This is a genomic window from Bradyrhizobium mercantei, assembly GCF_001982635.1.
GTDB lineage: Bacteria > Pseudomonadota > Alphaproteobacteria > Rhizobiales > Xanthobacteraceae > Bradyrhizobium > Bradyrhizobium mercantei.
Genome location: NZ_MKFI01000004.1, coordinates 780,325 through 794,282 on the forward strand (window position 1 = coordinate 780,325; position 13,958 = coordinate 794,282).

Annotated in this window: 13 protein-coding genes; 12 read left to right on the plus strand and 1 reads right to left on the minus strand. The window is 65.4% G+C overall.

Features of this window, described 5'->3' with window-relative positions:
- The first annotated feature begins 74 nt into the window (after positions 1-74).
- From BI327_RS21600 to BI327_RS21655, 12 genes are all read left to right on the plus strand, one after another.
- Positions 75-965 carry a LysR substrate-binding domain-containing protein gene (locus BI327_RS21600; RefSeq protein ID WP_076862762.1) on the plus strand — a complete coding sequence of 297 codons (891 nt, stop codon included), beginning with the start codon at positions 75-77 and terminating at the stop codon, positions 963-965.
- A gap of 25 nt (positions 966-990) precedes the next feature.
- The gene (locus tag BI327_RS21605; protein WP_076862763.1) at positions 991-1,554 is read left to right on the plus strand and encodes a DinB family protein; all 564 of its coding nucleotides are present in this window, start codon (positions 991-993) and stop codon (positions 1,552-1,554) included.
- A 117-nt stretch (positions 1,555-1,671) separates the two neighbouring features.
- Entirely contained in the window at positions 1,672-2,400 is a 729-nt protein-coding gene (locus tag BI327_RS21610) for an alpha/beta fold hydrolase (protein WP_076862764.1), read from the plus strand.
- A 214-nt stretch (positions 2,401-2,614) separates the two neighbouring features.
- Positions 2,615-3,376, plus strand: a complete 762-nt coding sequence (locus BI327_RS21615; protein ID WP_076862765.1) for a crotonase/enoyl-CoA hydratase family protein — start codon at positions 2,615-2,617, stop codon at positions 3,374-3,376.
- A 95-nt stretch (positions 3,377-3,471) separates the two neighbouring features.
- Positions 3,472-5,142 (plus strand): bifunctional metallophosphatase/5'-nucleotidase, encoded by a 1,671-nt coding sequence (locus tag BI327_RS21620; protein ID WP_076862766.1) that lies wholly within the window; start codon positions 3,472-3,474, stop codon positions 5,140-5,142.
- Between the two features lie 285 nt (positions 5,143-5,427).
- On the plus strand, positions 5,428-6,354 hold the full coding sequence (locus BI327_RS21625; RefSeq protein WP_076862767.1) for a histone deacetylase family protein: 927 nt from the start codon (positions 5,428-5,430) through the stop codon (positions 6,352-6,354).
- A 128-nt stretch (positions 6,355-6,482) separates the two neighbouring features.
- Positions 6,483-6,734 carry an exodeoxyribonuclease VII small subunit gene (locus BI327_RS21630; RefSeq protein WP_076862768.1) on the plus strand — a complete coding sequence of 84 codons (252 nt, stop codon included), beginning with the start codon at positions 6,483-6,485 and terminating at the stop codon, positions 6,732-6,734.
- A 554-nt stretch (positions 6,735-7,288) separates the two neighbouring features.
- Positions 7,289-9,217 (plus strand): 1-deoxy-D-xylulose-5-phosphate synthase, encoded by a 1,929-nt coding sequence (gene dxs, locus BI327_RS21635; RefSeq protein ID WP_076862769.1) that lies wholly within the window; start codon positions 7,289-7,291, stop codon positions 9,215-9,217.
- Between the two features lie 159 nt (positions 9,218-9,376).
- Positions 9,377-9,940 carry a nucleoside 2-deoxyribosyltransferase gene (locus BI327_RS21640; RefSeq protein WP_076862770.1) on the plus strand — a complete coding sequence of 188 codons (564 nt, stop codon included), beginning with the start codon at positions 9,377-9,379 and terminating at the stop codon, positions 9,938-9,940.
- Entirely contained in the window at positions 9,937-10,704 is a 768-nt protein-coding gene (locus BI327_RS21645; RefSeq protein WP_245334897.1) for a TlyA family RNA methyltransferase, read from the plus strand. Before BI327_RS21640 ends, BI327_RS21645 begins: the two co-directional genes overlap by 4 nt.
- On the plus strand, positions 10,697-11,938 hold the full coding sequence (locus BI327_RS21650; protein WP_076862772.1) for a class I SAM-dependent RNA methyltransferase: 1,242 nt from the start codon (positions 10,697-10,699) through the stop codon (positions 11,936-11,938). The genes BI327_RS21645 and BI327_RS21650 overlap by 8 nt, the downstream gene beginning before the upstream one ends.
- A gap of 48 nt (positions 11,939-11,986) precedes the next feature.
- A complete protein-coding gene (locus BI327_RS21655; RefSeq protein ID WP_076862773.1) occupies positions 11,987-12,811 on the plus strand; it encodes a nucleotidyltransferase domain-containing protein in 825 nt (274 codons plus the stop codon).
- A gap of 94 nt (positions 12,812-12,905) precedes the next feature.
- Here the strand turns inward: BI327_RS21655 and BI327_RS21660 are convergent, their stop codons facing one another.
- Positions 12,906-13,757, minus strand: coding sequence for a DUF1194 domain-containing protein (locus tag BI327_RS21660; RefSeq protein ID WP_076862774.1), 852 nt, complete (start codon positions 13,755-13,757; stop codon positions 12,906-12,908).
- Positions 13,758-13,958 lie beyond the last annotated feature (201 nt).

The window sequence follows — 13,958 nt, forward strand, 5'->3', positions numbered from 1 at the left end:
AAGACTTTGTAGGCTGGCCCCATGCCTGCGAGAGATGGCAATGAAACCTGGCCCATTGTGATAGGGAGACCGTGATGGAGCTCCGGCATCTGCGCTACTTCGTCGCCGTGGCCGATGCCGGCAGCCTGACCGTTGCCGCCGAACAGAAGCTCCACACCTCGCAACCATCGCTGAGCAGGCAGATCCGCGATCTCGAGGAGGAAGTCGGCGTCCAGCTGTTGAACCGCGGCGCGCAGGGCATCGAGTTGACTGCGGCCGGCAAGGCGTTTCTCGATCATGCCCGCATGGCGCTGTTGCAGGCGGAGGCCGCCAAGGAAGCCGCGCTGCGCGCTGCGCAGCCGCCGAAGCCCGTGTTCTCGCTCGGCTTCCTGTCGGGTGCCGAAATCGATCTGCTGCCCGAGGTGAACCGCATCCTGCGCGAGGAGTTTCCCGGCATCGACATCCGCCTGTCGAGCGACTACTCGCCGTTACTCGCCAAGGCCTTGCTGCGACGCAGGCTCGATGCCGCCTTCATGCGGATGGAGGAGAGCATGGAGGATATCGCCTGCAAGCGCGTGCGCACCGATCCGTTGGTGTTCGTGTTTCCGCGCGACCATCGGCTGGCGGCGCAACTTGCTGTCGCGCCGGAAGACATCGCCAACGAGACGTTCTATTTGCCGTCCAAATCGGCACCGGCCGTGCGCCGCGTCGTGCTGGAGTATTTCAACCGCGCCGGCGTCGATCTGAGGCCGGAGCACGAGGTACATAATGTCGTGCACGCGATCTCGATGATCACCTCGACGCATGCGGTGATGCTGCTGCCGGCCTACACGGCGCGTTACCTGCCCGACACCATCACCACCCGCCCGGTGCAGGGCGAGGCGCCGACGCTGGATCTCATGCTCGCCTATCACAAGGCCAACAAATCCCCGATCCTGAAGCACCTGCTATCGCGGGTCGGCCGGCTGGCCGCGGCACCGGCGTGAAACACTCAATCCAGTGAGGACCGACATGCCGGCGAACCTCGTTCAGACCTTTCGCGCCTTTGCCTACAACAATGCCTGGGCCAATCATCGCCTGCTCACCGCCTGTGCCGGTCTCAGCCAGGCGGAGTTCGCGGCTGCGCGCACCGGGTTCTTCCCGAGCCTGCAGGCGACGCTGAACCACATCCATGTCATCGACCTGTTCTACGTCGATGCGCTCGAGGGCGGCTGGCTCGGGCCGAAGGCGTGGGCCAACGAAGTGCCCTACCCGTCGGTTGCCGCATTGAAGAGCGCGCAGCACGTGATCGACCAGCGCCTAATCGCGCACTGCGATGCGCTGACGCCTGAACGGCTCGATGAAGATGTCAAAGTCAATCGCGACACGTCGGTGCAGACCGAGCGGCGCGACCGCCTGTTGATGCATCTGTTCCAGCACCAGATCCATCATCGCGGCCAGGCCCATGCGATGCTCTCGGAGACCACCGTCAAGCCGCCGCAGCTCGACGAATTCTTCTCGGCCGGCGAAGCGCCGCTCCGGGCCGCCGAGTTCAGCGAACTCGGCTGGAGCGAAGCAACCGTCTGGGGCGGCTGACTGCGCGCGGTTCCGCCCGCCATCGGACGGATGGGGAGTGGTTCCCGAACCGGAACGAGGTCTTGAATACCGGCAGCTCCACGCTCACCTGTGGTGAAACGTGGGGAACTCTATCCAATGCCTTTCGCCAATCATCGGGGCCAGCGCATCCATTACACCGTCGAAGGATCCGGGCCGCTGATCGTGCTGCAGCACGGCCTGCTGCTCGACGCTGCGAGCTGGAAGCAATGCGGCGTGGTCGACGCGCTTGCCGATCGCTTTCGCGTCGTCTGCGTCGATTCGCTCGGACACGGCCTGAGCGACAAGCCTGCCGATCCGGCCCTCTATAATCAGGCCCAGCGCGCCGGCGACGTCGTCGCGGTGATCGACGATCTCGGCGACGCGCGCGCCCATGTGGTGGGGCATTCGATGGGCGGCTGGGTCGCGGTCGGCGTCGCCCGGTTTTTCCCGGCGCGGCTGGCGTCGCTGGCGATCGGCGGCTGGGACTTTCTCAGCGGGTTGCCGCGCGGCAATGCCGGCCCGCTGACCTATGGCGCCTTCATCACCTTTGCCCGCCGCACCGTGCCGGAGCTCGCCGAATGGGTGACGCCGGATCTCGAGGGCGGTGTGCGGGCCTGCTTCAATGCGCTCGGCCAGGTCGACGGCGCCAAGGACGCCGTGCTGTCCTCGCGCGTGCCGGTGCTGCTCTGGAACGGACAGGACGACGGACCGCACGCGCCGATGCAGCGCTTCGCCGCGGAGAACGGCCTGTATGCGATGTCGGTCCCCGGCGATCATCTCGGCGCGCTCTTGCAGCACGGCGCCGCGATCGGCCGCGGCATCGGCTCGTTCGTCGGGCGCGGCTAGAGCGGCGCACACTCCAGGCACGCGAGACGGCGGCTTCCCCGGCCGAGACGCCGGGATGGCAAATTCCGGTTAACTGCCCTGCGCGGTTCTCATGCGCGCGCAGGGGGAAAAGCGATCCAGAACGCGCCAGGACACTTGGGGCTTGCACGGGATGATGTAGGATAGCGGCACGACCTTTACCGGCGACGATGCCGGCCGACCCTGGGACCGCTTGATGACCGCGCATGTCATAGTGACCGACGAAGCCGCCACGCGCGTGATCCGGTTGCGCAGGCCTGAGAAGAAGAACGCAATCACCCAGGAGATGTTTCGCTCGATCAGCGATGCGATCGACAAGGCGCAGAACAACCCGAAGATCCGCTGCCTGATCATCACCGGCGGCTCCGGCGTGTTCACTGCGGGGAACGACATCGAGGACCTGCTCGCGCAGGGCACCTCGACCGGCGAGACGCCGGCCGCCTCCGACCTGGTCAAGTTCCTGTATTCGCTGGCCCACAATGTGAAGCCGATCATCGCCGCCGTCGACGGCGTCGCGATGGGCATCGGCACCACCATGCTGTTTCATTGCGACTATGTGCTGGCCAGCAAGACCGCGCTGTTCTCGACGCCGTTCTCCAATTTCGGCCTGGTGCCGGAAGGCGCCTCCAGCCTGCTGATGCCACGCATGATGGGCCACCAGCGCGCCTTCGCGATGCTGGTGATGGGCCGCACCATGTCGGCCGACGACGCCCGCGTCGCCGGCTTCGTCAACACCGTGGTGGCGCCGGGACATGCCGAGGTCGAGGCGCACAAGGTGGCGCGCGAGATCTGCGCGCTGCCGGCCGAGGCGGTAGCAATCTCGCGGCGCCTGATCCGGCTGCCGCCGGAGGACGTCACCCGCCGCATCGAGCAGGAGAACCATCTGTTCAGCGAGCGGATGCGCTCCAAGGAGGCGATCGACGCCTTCAGGGCCTTCATGGCGCGCACGAAGGATTGAAGCGAAGCGTCGGGATTGAAACGAAGCGTCGCAAAATTGTAGTGGCGTCGCGCCATGATCGTGTGTTCCATGATTGTGTAAGCCTTGGACAGGTCATGAGACAGCCCCGCCTTACGCCACTCGCCGCGCTGTGCGCGCTTGGCCTCGCCGCAACTGGCCCCTGCCTGGCGCAGGACACCGCGCCGGTCGACTTGCGCATTCTCGCGATCAACGATTTCCACGGCTATCTGCGGCCGCCGCCGGGCGGCATCCGCATCACCGATCCTGCCGATGCGGCCAAGAAGATCATGGTGCCGGCCGGCGGCGCCGAGCGCGTGGCCACTGTCGTCAAGCAGCTGCGCGAAGGCCACAAGAACAACATCTTCGTTGCGGCCGGCGATTTGATCGGCGCGAGCCCGTTTTTGTCGGCGATGTTCCATGACGAGCCGACCATCGAGTCGCTGTCGATGATGGGGCTTGCGATCTCATCGGTCGGCAATCACGAATTCGACGAGGGCAAGGACGAGCTGCTGCGGATGCAGAATGGCGGCTGCCACCCGGTCGACAAGTGCCAGGGGCCGCATCCCTTCCTAGGGGCCAAATTCCGCTATCTCGCCGCCTCCACGATCGACAAGGCGACCGGCAAGCCGGTGTTTCCGCCCTACGAGATCAAGGAATTCGACGGCATTCCGGTGGCCTTCATCGGGCTGACGCTGAAAAACACCCCGAACCTGGTGTCGCCGGCCGGCGTGGCCAGCCTCGACTTCCGCGACGAGGCGCAGACCGTCAATGCGCTGATCCCCGAATTGAAGGCAAAGGGTGTCGAGGCGATCGTGGTCCTGATCCACGAAGGCGGCTTTCCAACCGGCGATTACAATGAGTGTCCGGGGATTTCCGGACCGATCGTCGACATCGTCAAGAAGTTCGACAAGGCGGTGGACGTCGTGATCTCCGGCCACACCCATCAGGCCTATGTCTGCGAGATCGACGGACGTCTCGTCACTTCAGGCGACAAATACGGCACGCTGGTCACCGCGATCGATCTCAAGCTCGATCCGAAGACCCATGACGTGATCAGCGCCAAGGCCGACAACACCATCGTGAAGATCGCCGGTACTGCCAAGGATCCCGAGCAGAGCGCGCTCTTGGAATCCTACGACCGGCTGGCCGCGCCGATCGCCAACCGCGCGGCGGGCTCGGTCACGGAAACATTGTCGCGCACGCCCGGCGAGACCGGCGAAAGCGTGCTCGGCGATATCGTCGCCGACGCGCAGCTCGCTGCGACCGCCTCGGAGCCGAATGGCGGCGCGGTGATCGCCTTCACCAATCCCGGCGGCGTGCGCACCGACATCGTCAAGCGCGAGGACGGCGCGGTCACCTATGCCGACATCTTCGCAAGCCAGCCGTTCCGCAACCAGCTCGTGACGATGACGCTGACCGGCAAACAGGTCAAGGACGCGCTGGAGCAGCAATGGGCCGACCCGAAGCGGCCGCGCGCCCTGCAAGTCTCGAAGGGCTTCGCCTATGCGTGGGATGCGAGCAAGGGTGACGGCGCGCGCATCATCGCCGCGAGGATGTCGCTCGACGGCAAGCCGATCGACCCGGCCGCGAGCTACCGCGTCACCGTAAACAATTATCTCGCCGAGGGCGGCGACGGCTTCACCGTGTTCAAGGAAGGAACAGCGCAGCAGTTCGGCATCTACGACGTCGATGCGCTCTATGCCTACTTCAAGGCCAACAGCCCGGTCGGCCCGGCGGCCGGAAAGCGGATCGAGCGGATCAATTGATACTCCGCTTCTGTTCCCTCGTCATTGCGAGCCAACGGGTCGGCGCAAAGCGCCGCCCGATGACAGGCTCCGCGAAGCAATCCATCGGTCCGCGTACGCGGTTACATGGATTGCTTCGTCGCTTCGCTCCTCGCAATGACGTGGAATGAGCTGGACTTTTGGCTCCTCGAACGGCCGCCGTCCCGAAAAGGTGAGGACCGGCTTGTAGCGGGGCCTTTCCGGTAGGCCGGTAACCGCCTACATTAGGCCCTCCTCGCACGCGCCTCCATTGCGCCGGGAAATTGCATGACACTGCTTCTGACGCACACCGCCTGCCTCGACCATCTGACCCCTCCCGGACATCCCGAACGCCCCGACCGGCTGCGTGCGGTCGCCGAGGTGCTGGGTCAGGATCGCTTCAAGGCGCTGGTGCGCGACCTCGCGCCGGAGGGTGACCTCGACACCGTGCTGCTCTGTCACGGCGAGCACTATGTCGGCGAGCTGCGCCACATCGCGCCGACCTCGGGCATGATCTATATCGACGGCGACACCTCGATGTCGCCGGGCACCTGGGAGGCTGTGATGCGCGGCGTCGGCGGCGCGGTGGCGGCCACGGATGCGGTGATGGAGGGCAAGCACCAGAACGCCTTCGTCGCGGTCCGCCCGCCCGGCCATCACGCCGAGAAATCGACGCCGATGGGCTTCTGCTTCTTCGACAATGTCGCGATCGCCGCGCGCCACGCGCAGCGCAAATACGGCATCAAGCGCGCCGCGATCATCGATTTCGACGTCCACCACGGCAACGGCACCCAGGATATCTTCTGGGCCGATCCGACCGTGATGTACTGCTCCACGCACCAGATGCCGCTGTTTCCCGGCACCGGAGCTTCGGGCGAGCGTGGCGAGCACGACACCGTCGTCAACGCGCCGCTGGCGCCCGGCGACGGCGGCGCCAAGTTCCGCTCCGCCTTCGAGAACCTGATCCTGCCGCAGCTCGAGAAGTTTTCTCCCGAACTCGTCGTCATCTCGGCGGGCTTCGACGCGCATCACCGCGATCCCTTGGCCTCGATCAACCTCACCGGCGAGGACTTCGGCTGGGTCACGCGCAAGCTGATGGATCTCGCCGACAGGAGCGCCGGCGGCCGGGTCGTCTCCGTCCTGGAGGGCGGCTACGACCTCGAGGGCCTGAAAGAGTCGGTGGCATCTCACGTCACCGCATTGATGGGCGCCTGAATCCCCGCCACAATACCCCCGCAAAAATTCGATTGATTCTGCGCCGGGGCGAGCATGGCCTGCGACAGGTCATGTTTGGACGACAAGATCAGGTTGCGATCTGATCCACGCAATCGGGAACGCAAAGAATGGCCGAAAACACTCAAGCCGACGTCAAGAAGCTGACCTTTGAACGCGCGATCGAGGAACTCGAATCGATCGTCAAGCGGCTCGAGGACGGCAAGGTGCCGCTTGAGGAATCGGTCGCGATCTACGAACGCGGCGAGGCGCTGAAGCGGCGCTGCGAGGAATTGCTGCGTCAGGCCGAAGCCCGGGTCGACAAGATCACCACCGACGCCTCCGGCCAGCCGAACGGCACCGAGCCGCTCGACGTTCAGTAACGCCGCCGGGCGCGCCGACCACCTCGATCATGCGACAGAATGTCCGCCAGGGTGGACGATTGTTGCTGCGCATTTCCGACGATCCACCACGCCGCGGGGCGCCCGCGGCGGCCGGGTGCCGCTGCGAATCAGGCCGATCCGGACCGGCCGGCTGCCGCTAAAATAGCCAGATCGGAACCCGGCTCGGGCTCCAACCATTGAAAAGTCTAGGTTTTTCAAGGCAACGCATAGGAACCCTGCGCGCCCTATCGGGTTGGCTTTGGTTACGGCTTTGGTGTAATGCTTCCAGTTCTATGGGCATTTGAGGGTGGCGGGCGGCCCGAATTATTCGGGCGGCATGCACCTCAAATGGTTCGACAAAACTGAACCGGGACGGGTGAAGAGCGACCAAGGTGATGCGTATCACGTGGTCCAATCCGGAGTGAATCTACGCTTACAACCAGGCACGGTCTGCCGGGGGGGCACCCGATGTCTGGCATTCGCTGCGCGATGTGCGCGCCAACCCATCTCGCGTCGGGCGGTTCGTTCCGACAGGCAAAAATTGGAAATTCGCTGTGACCACATTTAGTAAAACGCCGCTTCTTGACACTATTCACACGCCGGATGACCTGCGCAAGCTGAAGGTCGAGCAGGTGCGGCAAGTTGCCGACGAGCTCCGCCAGGAAACCATCGACGCCGTGTCGGTGACCGGCGGCCATTTCGGCGCCGGCCTCGGCGTGGTCGAGCTGACCACCGCCATCCACTACATCTTCGACACCCCGCGCGACCGCCTGATCTGGGACGTCGGCCACCAGGCCTATCCGCACAAGATCCTGACCGGACGCCGCGACCGCATCCGCACGCTGCGCACCGGCGGCGGCCTTTCCGGCTTCACCAAGCGCACCGAGAGCGACTACGATCCGTTCGGCGCCGCGCACTCCTCCACCTCGATTTCGGCCGGCCTCGGCATGGCCGTGGCGCGCGATCTCTCCGGCGGCAAGAACAACGTTATCGCCGTGATCGGTGACGGCGCGATGTCGGCGGGCATGGCCTATGAGGCGATGAACAACGCCGGCGCGATGAATTCGCGCCTGATCGTGATCCTCAACGACAACGACATGTCGATCGCGCCGCCGGTCGGCGCGATGAGCGCCTATCTGTCGCGTCTTTATTCCGGCAAAACCTACCGCTCGCTGCGCGAGGCTGCCAAGCAGATCAACAAGCGCCTGCCGAAGATCCTCGCCAACCGCGCCAACCGCGTCGAGGAATATTCCCGCGGCTTCATGATGGACGGCGGTACGCTGTTCGAGGAGCTCGGCTTCTACTATGTCGGCCCGATCGACGGTCACAATCTCGACCATCTGCTGCCGGTGCTGAAGAACGTCCGCGACATGGAAACCGGGCCGATCCTGGTCCACGTCGTGACCCAGAAGGGCAAGGGCTACGGCCCGGCCGAGGCGTCCGCCGACAAGTACCACGCCGTCGTCAAGTTCGACGTCGCCACCGGCACCCAGGCCAAGGCCAAGCCGAATGCGCCGGCCTACCAGAACGTGTTCGGCCAGAGCCTCGTCAAGGAAGCCGAGAAGGACGACAAGATCGTCGCCATCACCGCGGCGATGCCGTCGGGCACCGGCGTCGACATCTTCAACAAGGCGTTCCCGGACCGCACCTTCGACGTCGGCATCGCCGAGCAGCATGCGGTGACCTTCGCCGCCGGCCTCGCCACCGAAGGCTACAAGCCGTTCTGCGCGATCTATTCGACCTTCCTGCAGCGCGGCTATGACCAGGTGGTCCATGACGTCGCGATCCAGAGCCTTCCGGTCCGCTTCGCGATCGACCGCGCCGGCCTGGTCGGCGCCGACGGCGCGACCCATGCCGGTTCGTTCGACAACGCCTATCTCGGCTGTCTGCCGAACATGGTAATCATGGCCGCCGCCGACGAGGCGGAAATGGTCCACATGGTGGCGACCCAGGTCGCGATCAACGATCGTCCAAGCGCGCTGCGCTATCCGCGCGGCGAAGGCCGCGGCGTCGAGATGCCGGAAGTCGGCGTTCCCTTGCCGGTCGGCAAGGGCCGCATCATCCGCGAAGGCAAGAAGGTCGCGCTGCTGTCGTTCGGCACCCGCCTCGCCGAGTGCGAGAAGGCGGCCGACGAGCTCGCCGCCCACGGCCTCTCCGCCACGATCGCCGACGCGCGCTTCATGAAGCCGCTCGACGAAGAGATGATTATGAAGCTCGCCCGCGACCACGAAATCCTGATCACGATCGAGGAAGGCTCGATCGGTGGCTTCGGCTCGCATGTCATGCAGTTCCTGTCCGACAATGCGATGCTCGACAGCGGCATGCTCAAGTTCCGCTCGATGATCCTGCCCGACGTGTTCCTCGACCATGACTCGCCGGCGGCGATGTATGCCCGCGCGGGTCTCGACGCCAAGAGCATCGTTGCCAAGGTCTTCGAGACCCTCGGCAAGGACTACAAGACCGAGACCGTCAAGCTCGCTTAATCGCCTTCCACCTCTCCCCACCGGGGAGAGGTCGGATCGCGCGAGCGATCCGGGTGAGGGGGTGAGGTCCCATGAAAGTGCATAACCCCTCACCCGCGCCTCCGGCGCGACCTCTCCCAATGGGAGAGGTTTCAAGTCGATCTTGTTCTGGGCAAGTCCATGAAAATCTATCTGGCAGGTCCTGACGTGTTCCTGCCGGATGCCGTGGAGATTGGCCGCCGCAAGGCGGAGGTTTGCGCCTATCACGGGCTGACCGGGCTGTATCCGCTGGACAACAGCATCGATCCCACCGCCGCCGGCGCCTCGCTCGCCATCTTCAAGAGCAACGAGGCGATGATGGAGTCTGCCGACGCCATCATCGCCAATTTGACGCCGTTCCGCGGCCCCAGTGCCGACGCAGGCACCGTCTACGAACTCGGCTACATGGCGGGACGCGGCAAGCTGTGCCTCGCCTATTCGAACGATCCCACGTCCTACGCCAATCGCGTGGCGCGGCTGAGCCAAGTCGTGCCGGCATCCGACGGGCGCCTGATCGACGCGGAGGGGCTGACGGTGGAAGAGTTTGGACTGCCGGACAATCTGATGATGATGCACGCGCTCGATGTGCACGGCAGCCCGCTGGTGACGCCGCGCGAGCCGGCGGCCGACCTCTGGCACGACCTCACCTCCTTCGAGGCCTGCGTGCGGCTCGCCGCCGCGCAGCGCCGGCAGGCTGCCAAGTGAGCAAGCAAGTGACCAAGGCAGGCGACAACGACAACGCGGCCGGCAAGCGCATCGACGTGCTGCTGGTCGAACGCGGCCTGTTCGAGAGCCGTGCGCGGGCGCGGGCCGCAATCGACGCCGGCCTCGTCACCGCGGACGGCAAGCAGATCGCAAAGGCGTCCGAGATCGTCGCACCCGGCGCCGTGCTCACGGCCGAACCGGCGCATCCCTATGTCTCGCGCGGCGGCGTCAAGCTTGCCGGCGCGCTCGAGCACTATCCGATCGACGTCGAGGGCCATGTCTGCCTCGATGTCGGCGCCTCGACCGGCGGCTTCACCGAAGTGCTGCTCGCCAATGGCGCGAGCCTCGTCTTCGCTATCGATGTCGGCCACGGCCAGCTGCATCCCTCGCTGCAGGGCCATCCGAAGATCGTCTCGATGGAGGAGACCGACATCAGGAACTACGAGGGCAAGCGCCTGCCGGCGCGGCCCGATATCGTCGTGATCGATGTCAGCTTCATTTCGCTGAAGCTGGTGCTGCCGGTGGCGCTGTCGCTGGCGGCAGCCCCGATGCATCTGTTGGCGCTGATCAAGCCGCAGTTCGAGGCGGCACGCAAACACTCCAAGCGCGGCGTCATCCGCAACGCGATGGTGCACCAGGAGATCTGCGACGATATGACAGCCTTTGCCGCCTCGCTCGGTTGCACCGACATCCAGGTGTTCCCGTCATCGATATCGGGCGGCGACGGCAATATCGAATTCTTCCTCGGCGCGCGCCGTGGCTGAAGTCCTCACCATCGACCATGTCGGCCATCGCGGCGACGGCGTCGCGATCGACGGATCGCAGTCGATCTTCGTGCCCTACACGCTGGCCGGCGAAACCGTCGAGGTCGAGGACGTCCCCGGCAACCATCCCGACCGGCGCCGGTTGCTGCGGATCGCGCAGCAAAGCGCGGAGCGCATCGCGCCGTTCTGTCCGCATTTCGGCATCTGCGGCGGCTGCGCGATCCAGCATTGGAACGACGCGCCTTACCGTGCCTGGAAGCGCAACATCGTGGTCGAGACGCTGGCGCAGGCGAAGATCACGGCCGACGTCGCGCCGCTGCTCGACGCCCATGGCGCCGGCCGCCGTCGCATCACGCTGCACGGACGCATGGGCACCCATCAGGTGCTCAAGGTCGGTTTCGCCGCAGCTGGTTCGCACGACATCGTCTCCGTCGATCGCTGTCCGATCCTCGATCCCGCGCTGGACGGCGCGCTCGAGGCGGCATGGGCCACGGCCGAGCCGCTGATCTCGATCGGCAAGCCGCTCGACATCCAGGTCACCGCGACCGTCAACGGCCTCGACATCGATGTGCGCGGCTCCGGCGCGCTGCCGACCAGCCTGATCAGCACTTTGTCTCGGGTCGCGGAGAAACACCGGCTGGCGCGGCTGACGCGGCACGGCGAGCTGGTGCTGCAGCGCGGCTCTCCCGAGGTTGCGATCGGAAAGGTGAAGGTCGTGCTGCCGCCGGGCTCGTTCCTGCAGGCGACAGCCAAGGGCGAGGAGACGCTCGCGGCGCTGGTTCGCGAGCAGTGCGGACGCGCCAAGCACATCGCCGATCTGTTCTGCGGCGTCGGTCCGTTCGCGCTTCGCCTTGCCGAGAAGGCGCGGATCGCGGCCTTCGACAGCGACGCCGGGGCGATCACGGCGCTGCAGAAGGCCGCGCAAACGACGCCGGGGCTGAAGCCGCTGAAGGCCGAAGCGCGCGACCTGTTTCGCCGCCCGCTGATGCCGCAGGAGTTGCGCGACTACGACGCCGTCGTGTTCGATCCACCGCGGCAAGGCGCGCAGGCGCAGGTCACCCAGCTCGCGGCGAGCAAGGTGCCGGCGATCGTCGCAGTGTCCTGCAACGCAGCAACGTTTGCGCGGGACGCAAGGATCCTGATCGATGGCGGCTACAAGATCGCCGACGTCACGCCGGTCGATCAGTTCCGCCACACCCCGCATGTCGAGCTGGTGGCACGCTTCGCGCGCTGAGACGGCGACTATCGCGGCGCGCAAGGTCCTCGCTGTAATCTGCGCATCATGTCCCATGATCCGCTGCTTGCGCGCATCATTCCCGTCCTCGCCGACGTGCCCGGCGTCGCCACCATCGTGCTCGGCGGCTCGCGGGCGCGTGGCACGGCGCATGAAGCCTCCGACTATGATCTCGGCCTATACTACCGGGATGGCGCAGCTTTGGATATCGACCGGCTGCGCGCGGCGGCTACCGGCCTCGTCGACGATCCCGCGGCCGTCCATGTGACGCGGGTCGGCGAATGGGGACCGTGGATCGTCGGCGGCGCCTGGCTTGCGATCGGCGGCCGCAAGGTCGACCTGCTCTACCGCAGCGTCGAACAGGTCACGGCCGTTATCGACGCCTGCCGCAACGGCGAGATCAGCATGCACTACCAGCCGGGCCATCCGCACGGCTTCTGCTCGGCGATCTGGATGGGCGAGGTCGCGCTGTGCCGTGCCCTGCATGACCCCGACGGCCTGGTCGCGGCAATGAAGGTGAGGACGGCGCCCTACCCGCCTTCGCTGCGCGATGCGCTGGTGCGGCGCTTTCAATGGGAAATCCTGTTCAGTATCGAGAACGCCGAACTTGCTTTGCCGCGCGGCGACACCACGCAGATCGCCGGCTGCGTCTATCGCGCGCTCGCCTGCACCGCGCAGGTGCTGTTTGCGCTGAACGGGCAGTATCTGATCAACGAGAAGGGCGCGCTGGCGCAGGCCGCGAATTTCCCGGTGACGGTTCGCGGCCTCGCCGGGCGCGTCGCCGAGGTCTGGCGGCAGATCGGAGCAGCCGAGCACGCGGCTGCATTGCAGGCGTTGCGGATGTTGGAGAGTGAGCTACGGGAGATATCGTAGGGCGGGTTAGCCGAAGGCGTAACCCGCCGCGCCTCCGCGGAACGAATGGTGGGTTACGCCTTCGGCTAACCCACCCTACGAAGCGACATGATCGCTACCGCCCCCAGCGATCCTGCCAGATCTTCTCGCCGATCATGCAATTGACCCGCGGCTCCTTGTCGGCGGTGCGCACGATCGGGCGCTCGGGGGTACGGCCGGCGACTTCGAGCAGCAGCTTGGTGCGGATCGCCTCCTTGAACTTCTCGCGATCCTTGATCGTGACCACGAAGGAGCCGGGCCCGCCGATCACGCAATCCTCGTAATAGTAGTCGAGATTCTCGATATCCATCGTCGAGTAGGACGGCTCCTTCACCATGATCGGCAGCCCGTTGATGACGATGCCTTTGTCGAGCGCAGCATCGCGCGCCGGCGTGATCGGGGTGCCGTTGTTGTTGGGGCCGTCGCCGGAGATATCGATCACGCGGCGCAGCCCGCGATGCGGATTCTCGTCGAACATCGGGATCGCGAAATAGATCGCGCCGGATATCGAGGTGCGCGAGGCGCGGCGCACCGGTGTCTTCATGATTTCGGCGGAGACCGCGTCCGCCGATTCAGGGCCGTCGATCACCCGCCAGGGAATGATGACCTTCTGGTCGTTGGAGGCGGCCCATTCGAAATAGGTGATCGAGATCTTGCCGTTCGGACCGGCCTTCAGCGCTTGCAGGAAATCCTTGGAAACGATCGCCTGCGCATAACCCTCGCGCTGGATCGCGAGCTCGTCCATGTCCATCGAATAGGAGACGTCGACCGCGATGATCAACTCGATGTCGACGCTCGGCGTGGATTCCTTTTCGGCGACGCGATGACCGGGTTGAGTTCCCGGGCCGGGCGCGGCAACACCGGCCACATCGCCGCTGGCCAACATGCCCGCGACAAGCACCGCTCCGATCGAGACATACCAGCGCATTGCGGCCCTCCCGTCGTGTCGTGTCATGGTGACACGCAAATTGCGCGGCGAAAAGCGCAGATATCATCTGTCCTTCACATTCAGGTTAGGCGTGAGTTGAATGCGGCAACACGCGCCGTGCCGCTGCCGCAATGACGCCGTGCAAATCGAACGGTTCCAACATGTGGCGGAAGACGGTATTCTTACGGAGCAATCGCGAGG

What these genes read in the sequence shown, in the direction of transcription:
- BI327_RS21600 (WP_076862762.1), top strand. Translation starts at nt 75, where the DNA reads ATGGAGCTCCGGCATCTGCGCTACTTCGTCGCCGTGGCCGATGCCGGC.
- BI327_RS21605 (WP_076862763.1), top strand. Translation starts at nt 991, where the DNA reads ATGCCGGCGAACCTCGTTCAGACCTTTCGCGCCTTTGCCTACAACAAT.
- BI327_RS21610 (WP_076862764.1), top strand. Translation starts at nt 1,672, where the DNA reads ATGCCTTTCGCCAATCATCGGGGCCAGCGCATCCATTACACCGTCGAA.
- BI327_RS21615 (WP_076862765.1), top strand. Translation starts at nt 2,615, where the DNA reads ATGACCGCGCATGTCATAGTGACCGACGAAGCCGCCACGCGCGTGATC.
- BI327_RS21620 (WP_076862766.1), top strand. Translation starts at nt 3,472, where the DNA reads ATGAGACAGCCCCGCCTTACGCCACTCGCCGCGCTGTGCGCGCTTGGC.
- BI327_RS21625 (WP_076862767.1), top strand. Translation starts at nt 5,428, where the DNA reads ATGACACTGCTTCTGACGCACACCGCCTGCCTCGACCATCTGACCCCT.
- BI327_RS21630 (WP_076862768.1), top strand. Translation starts at nt 6,483, where the DNA reads ATGGCCGAAAACACTCAAGCCGACGTCAAGAAGCTGACCTTTGAACGC.
- BI327_RS21640 (WP_076862770.1), top strand. Translation starts at nt 9,377, where the DNA reads ATGAAAATCTATCTGGCAGGTCCTGACGTGTTCCTGCCGGATGCCGTG.
- BI327_RS21655 (WP_076862773.1), top strand. Translation starts at nt 11,987, where the DNA reads ATGTCCCATGATCCGCTGCTTGCGCGCATCATTCCCGTCCTCGCCGAC.
- BI327_RS21660 (WP_076862774.1), bottom strand. Translation starts at nt 13,757, where the DNA reads ATGCGCTGGTATGTCTCGATCGGAGCGGTGCTTGTCGCGGGCATGTTG.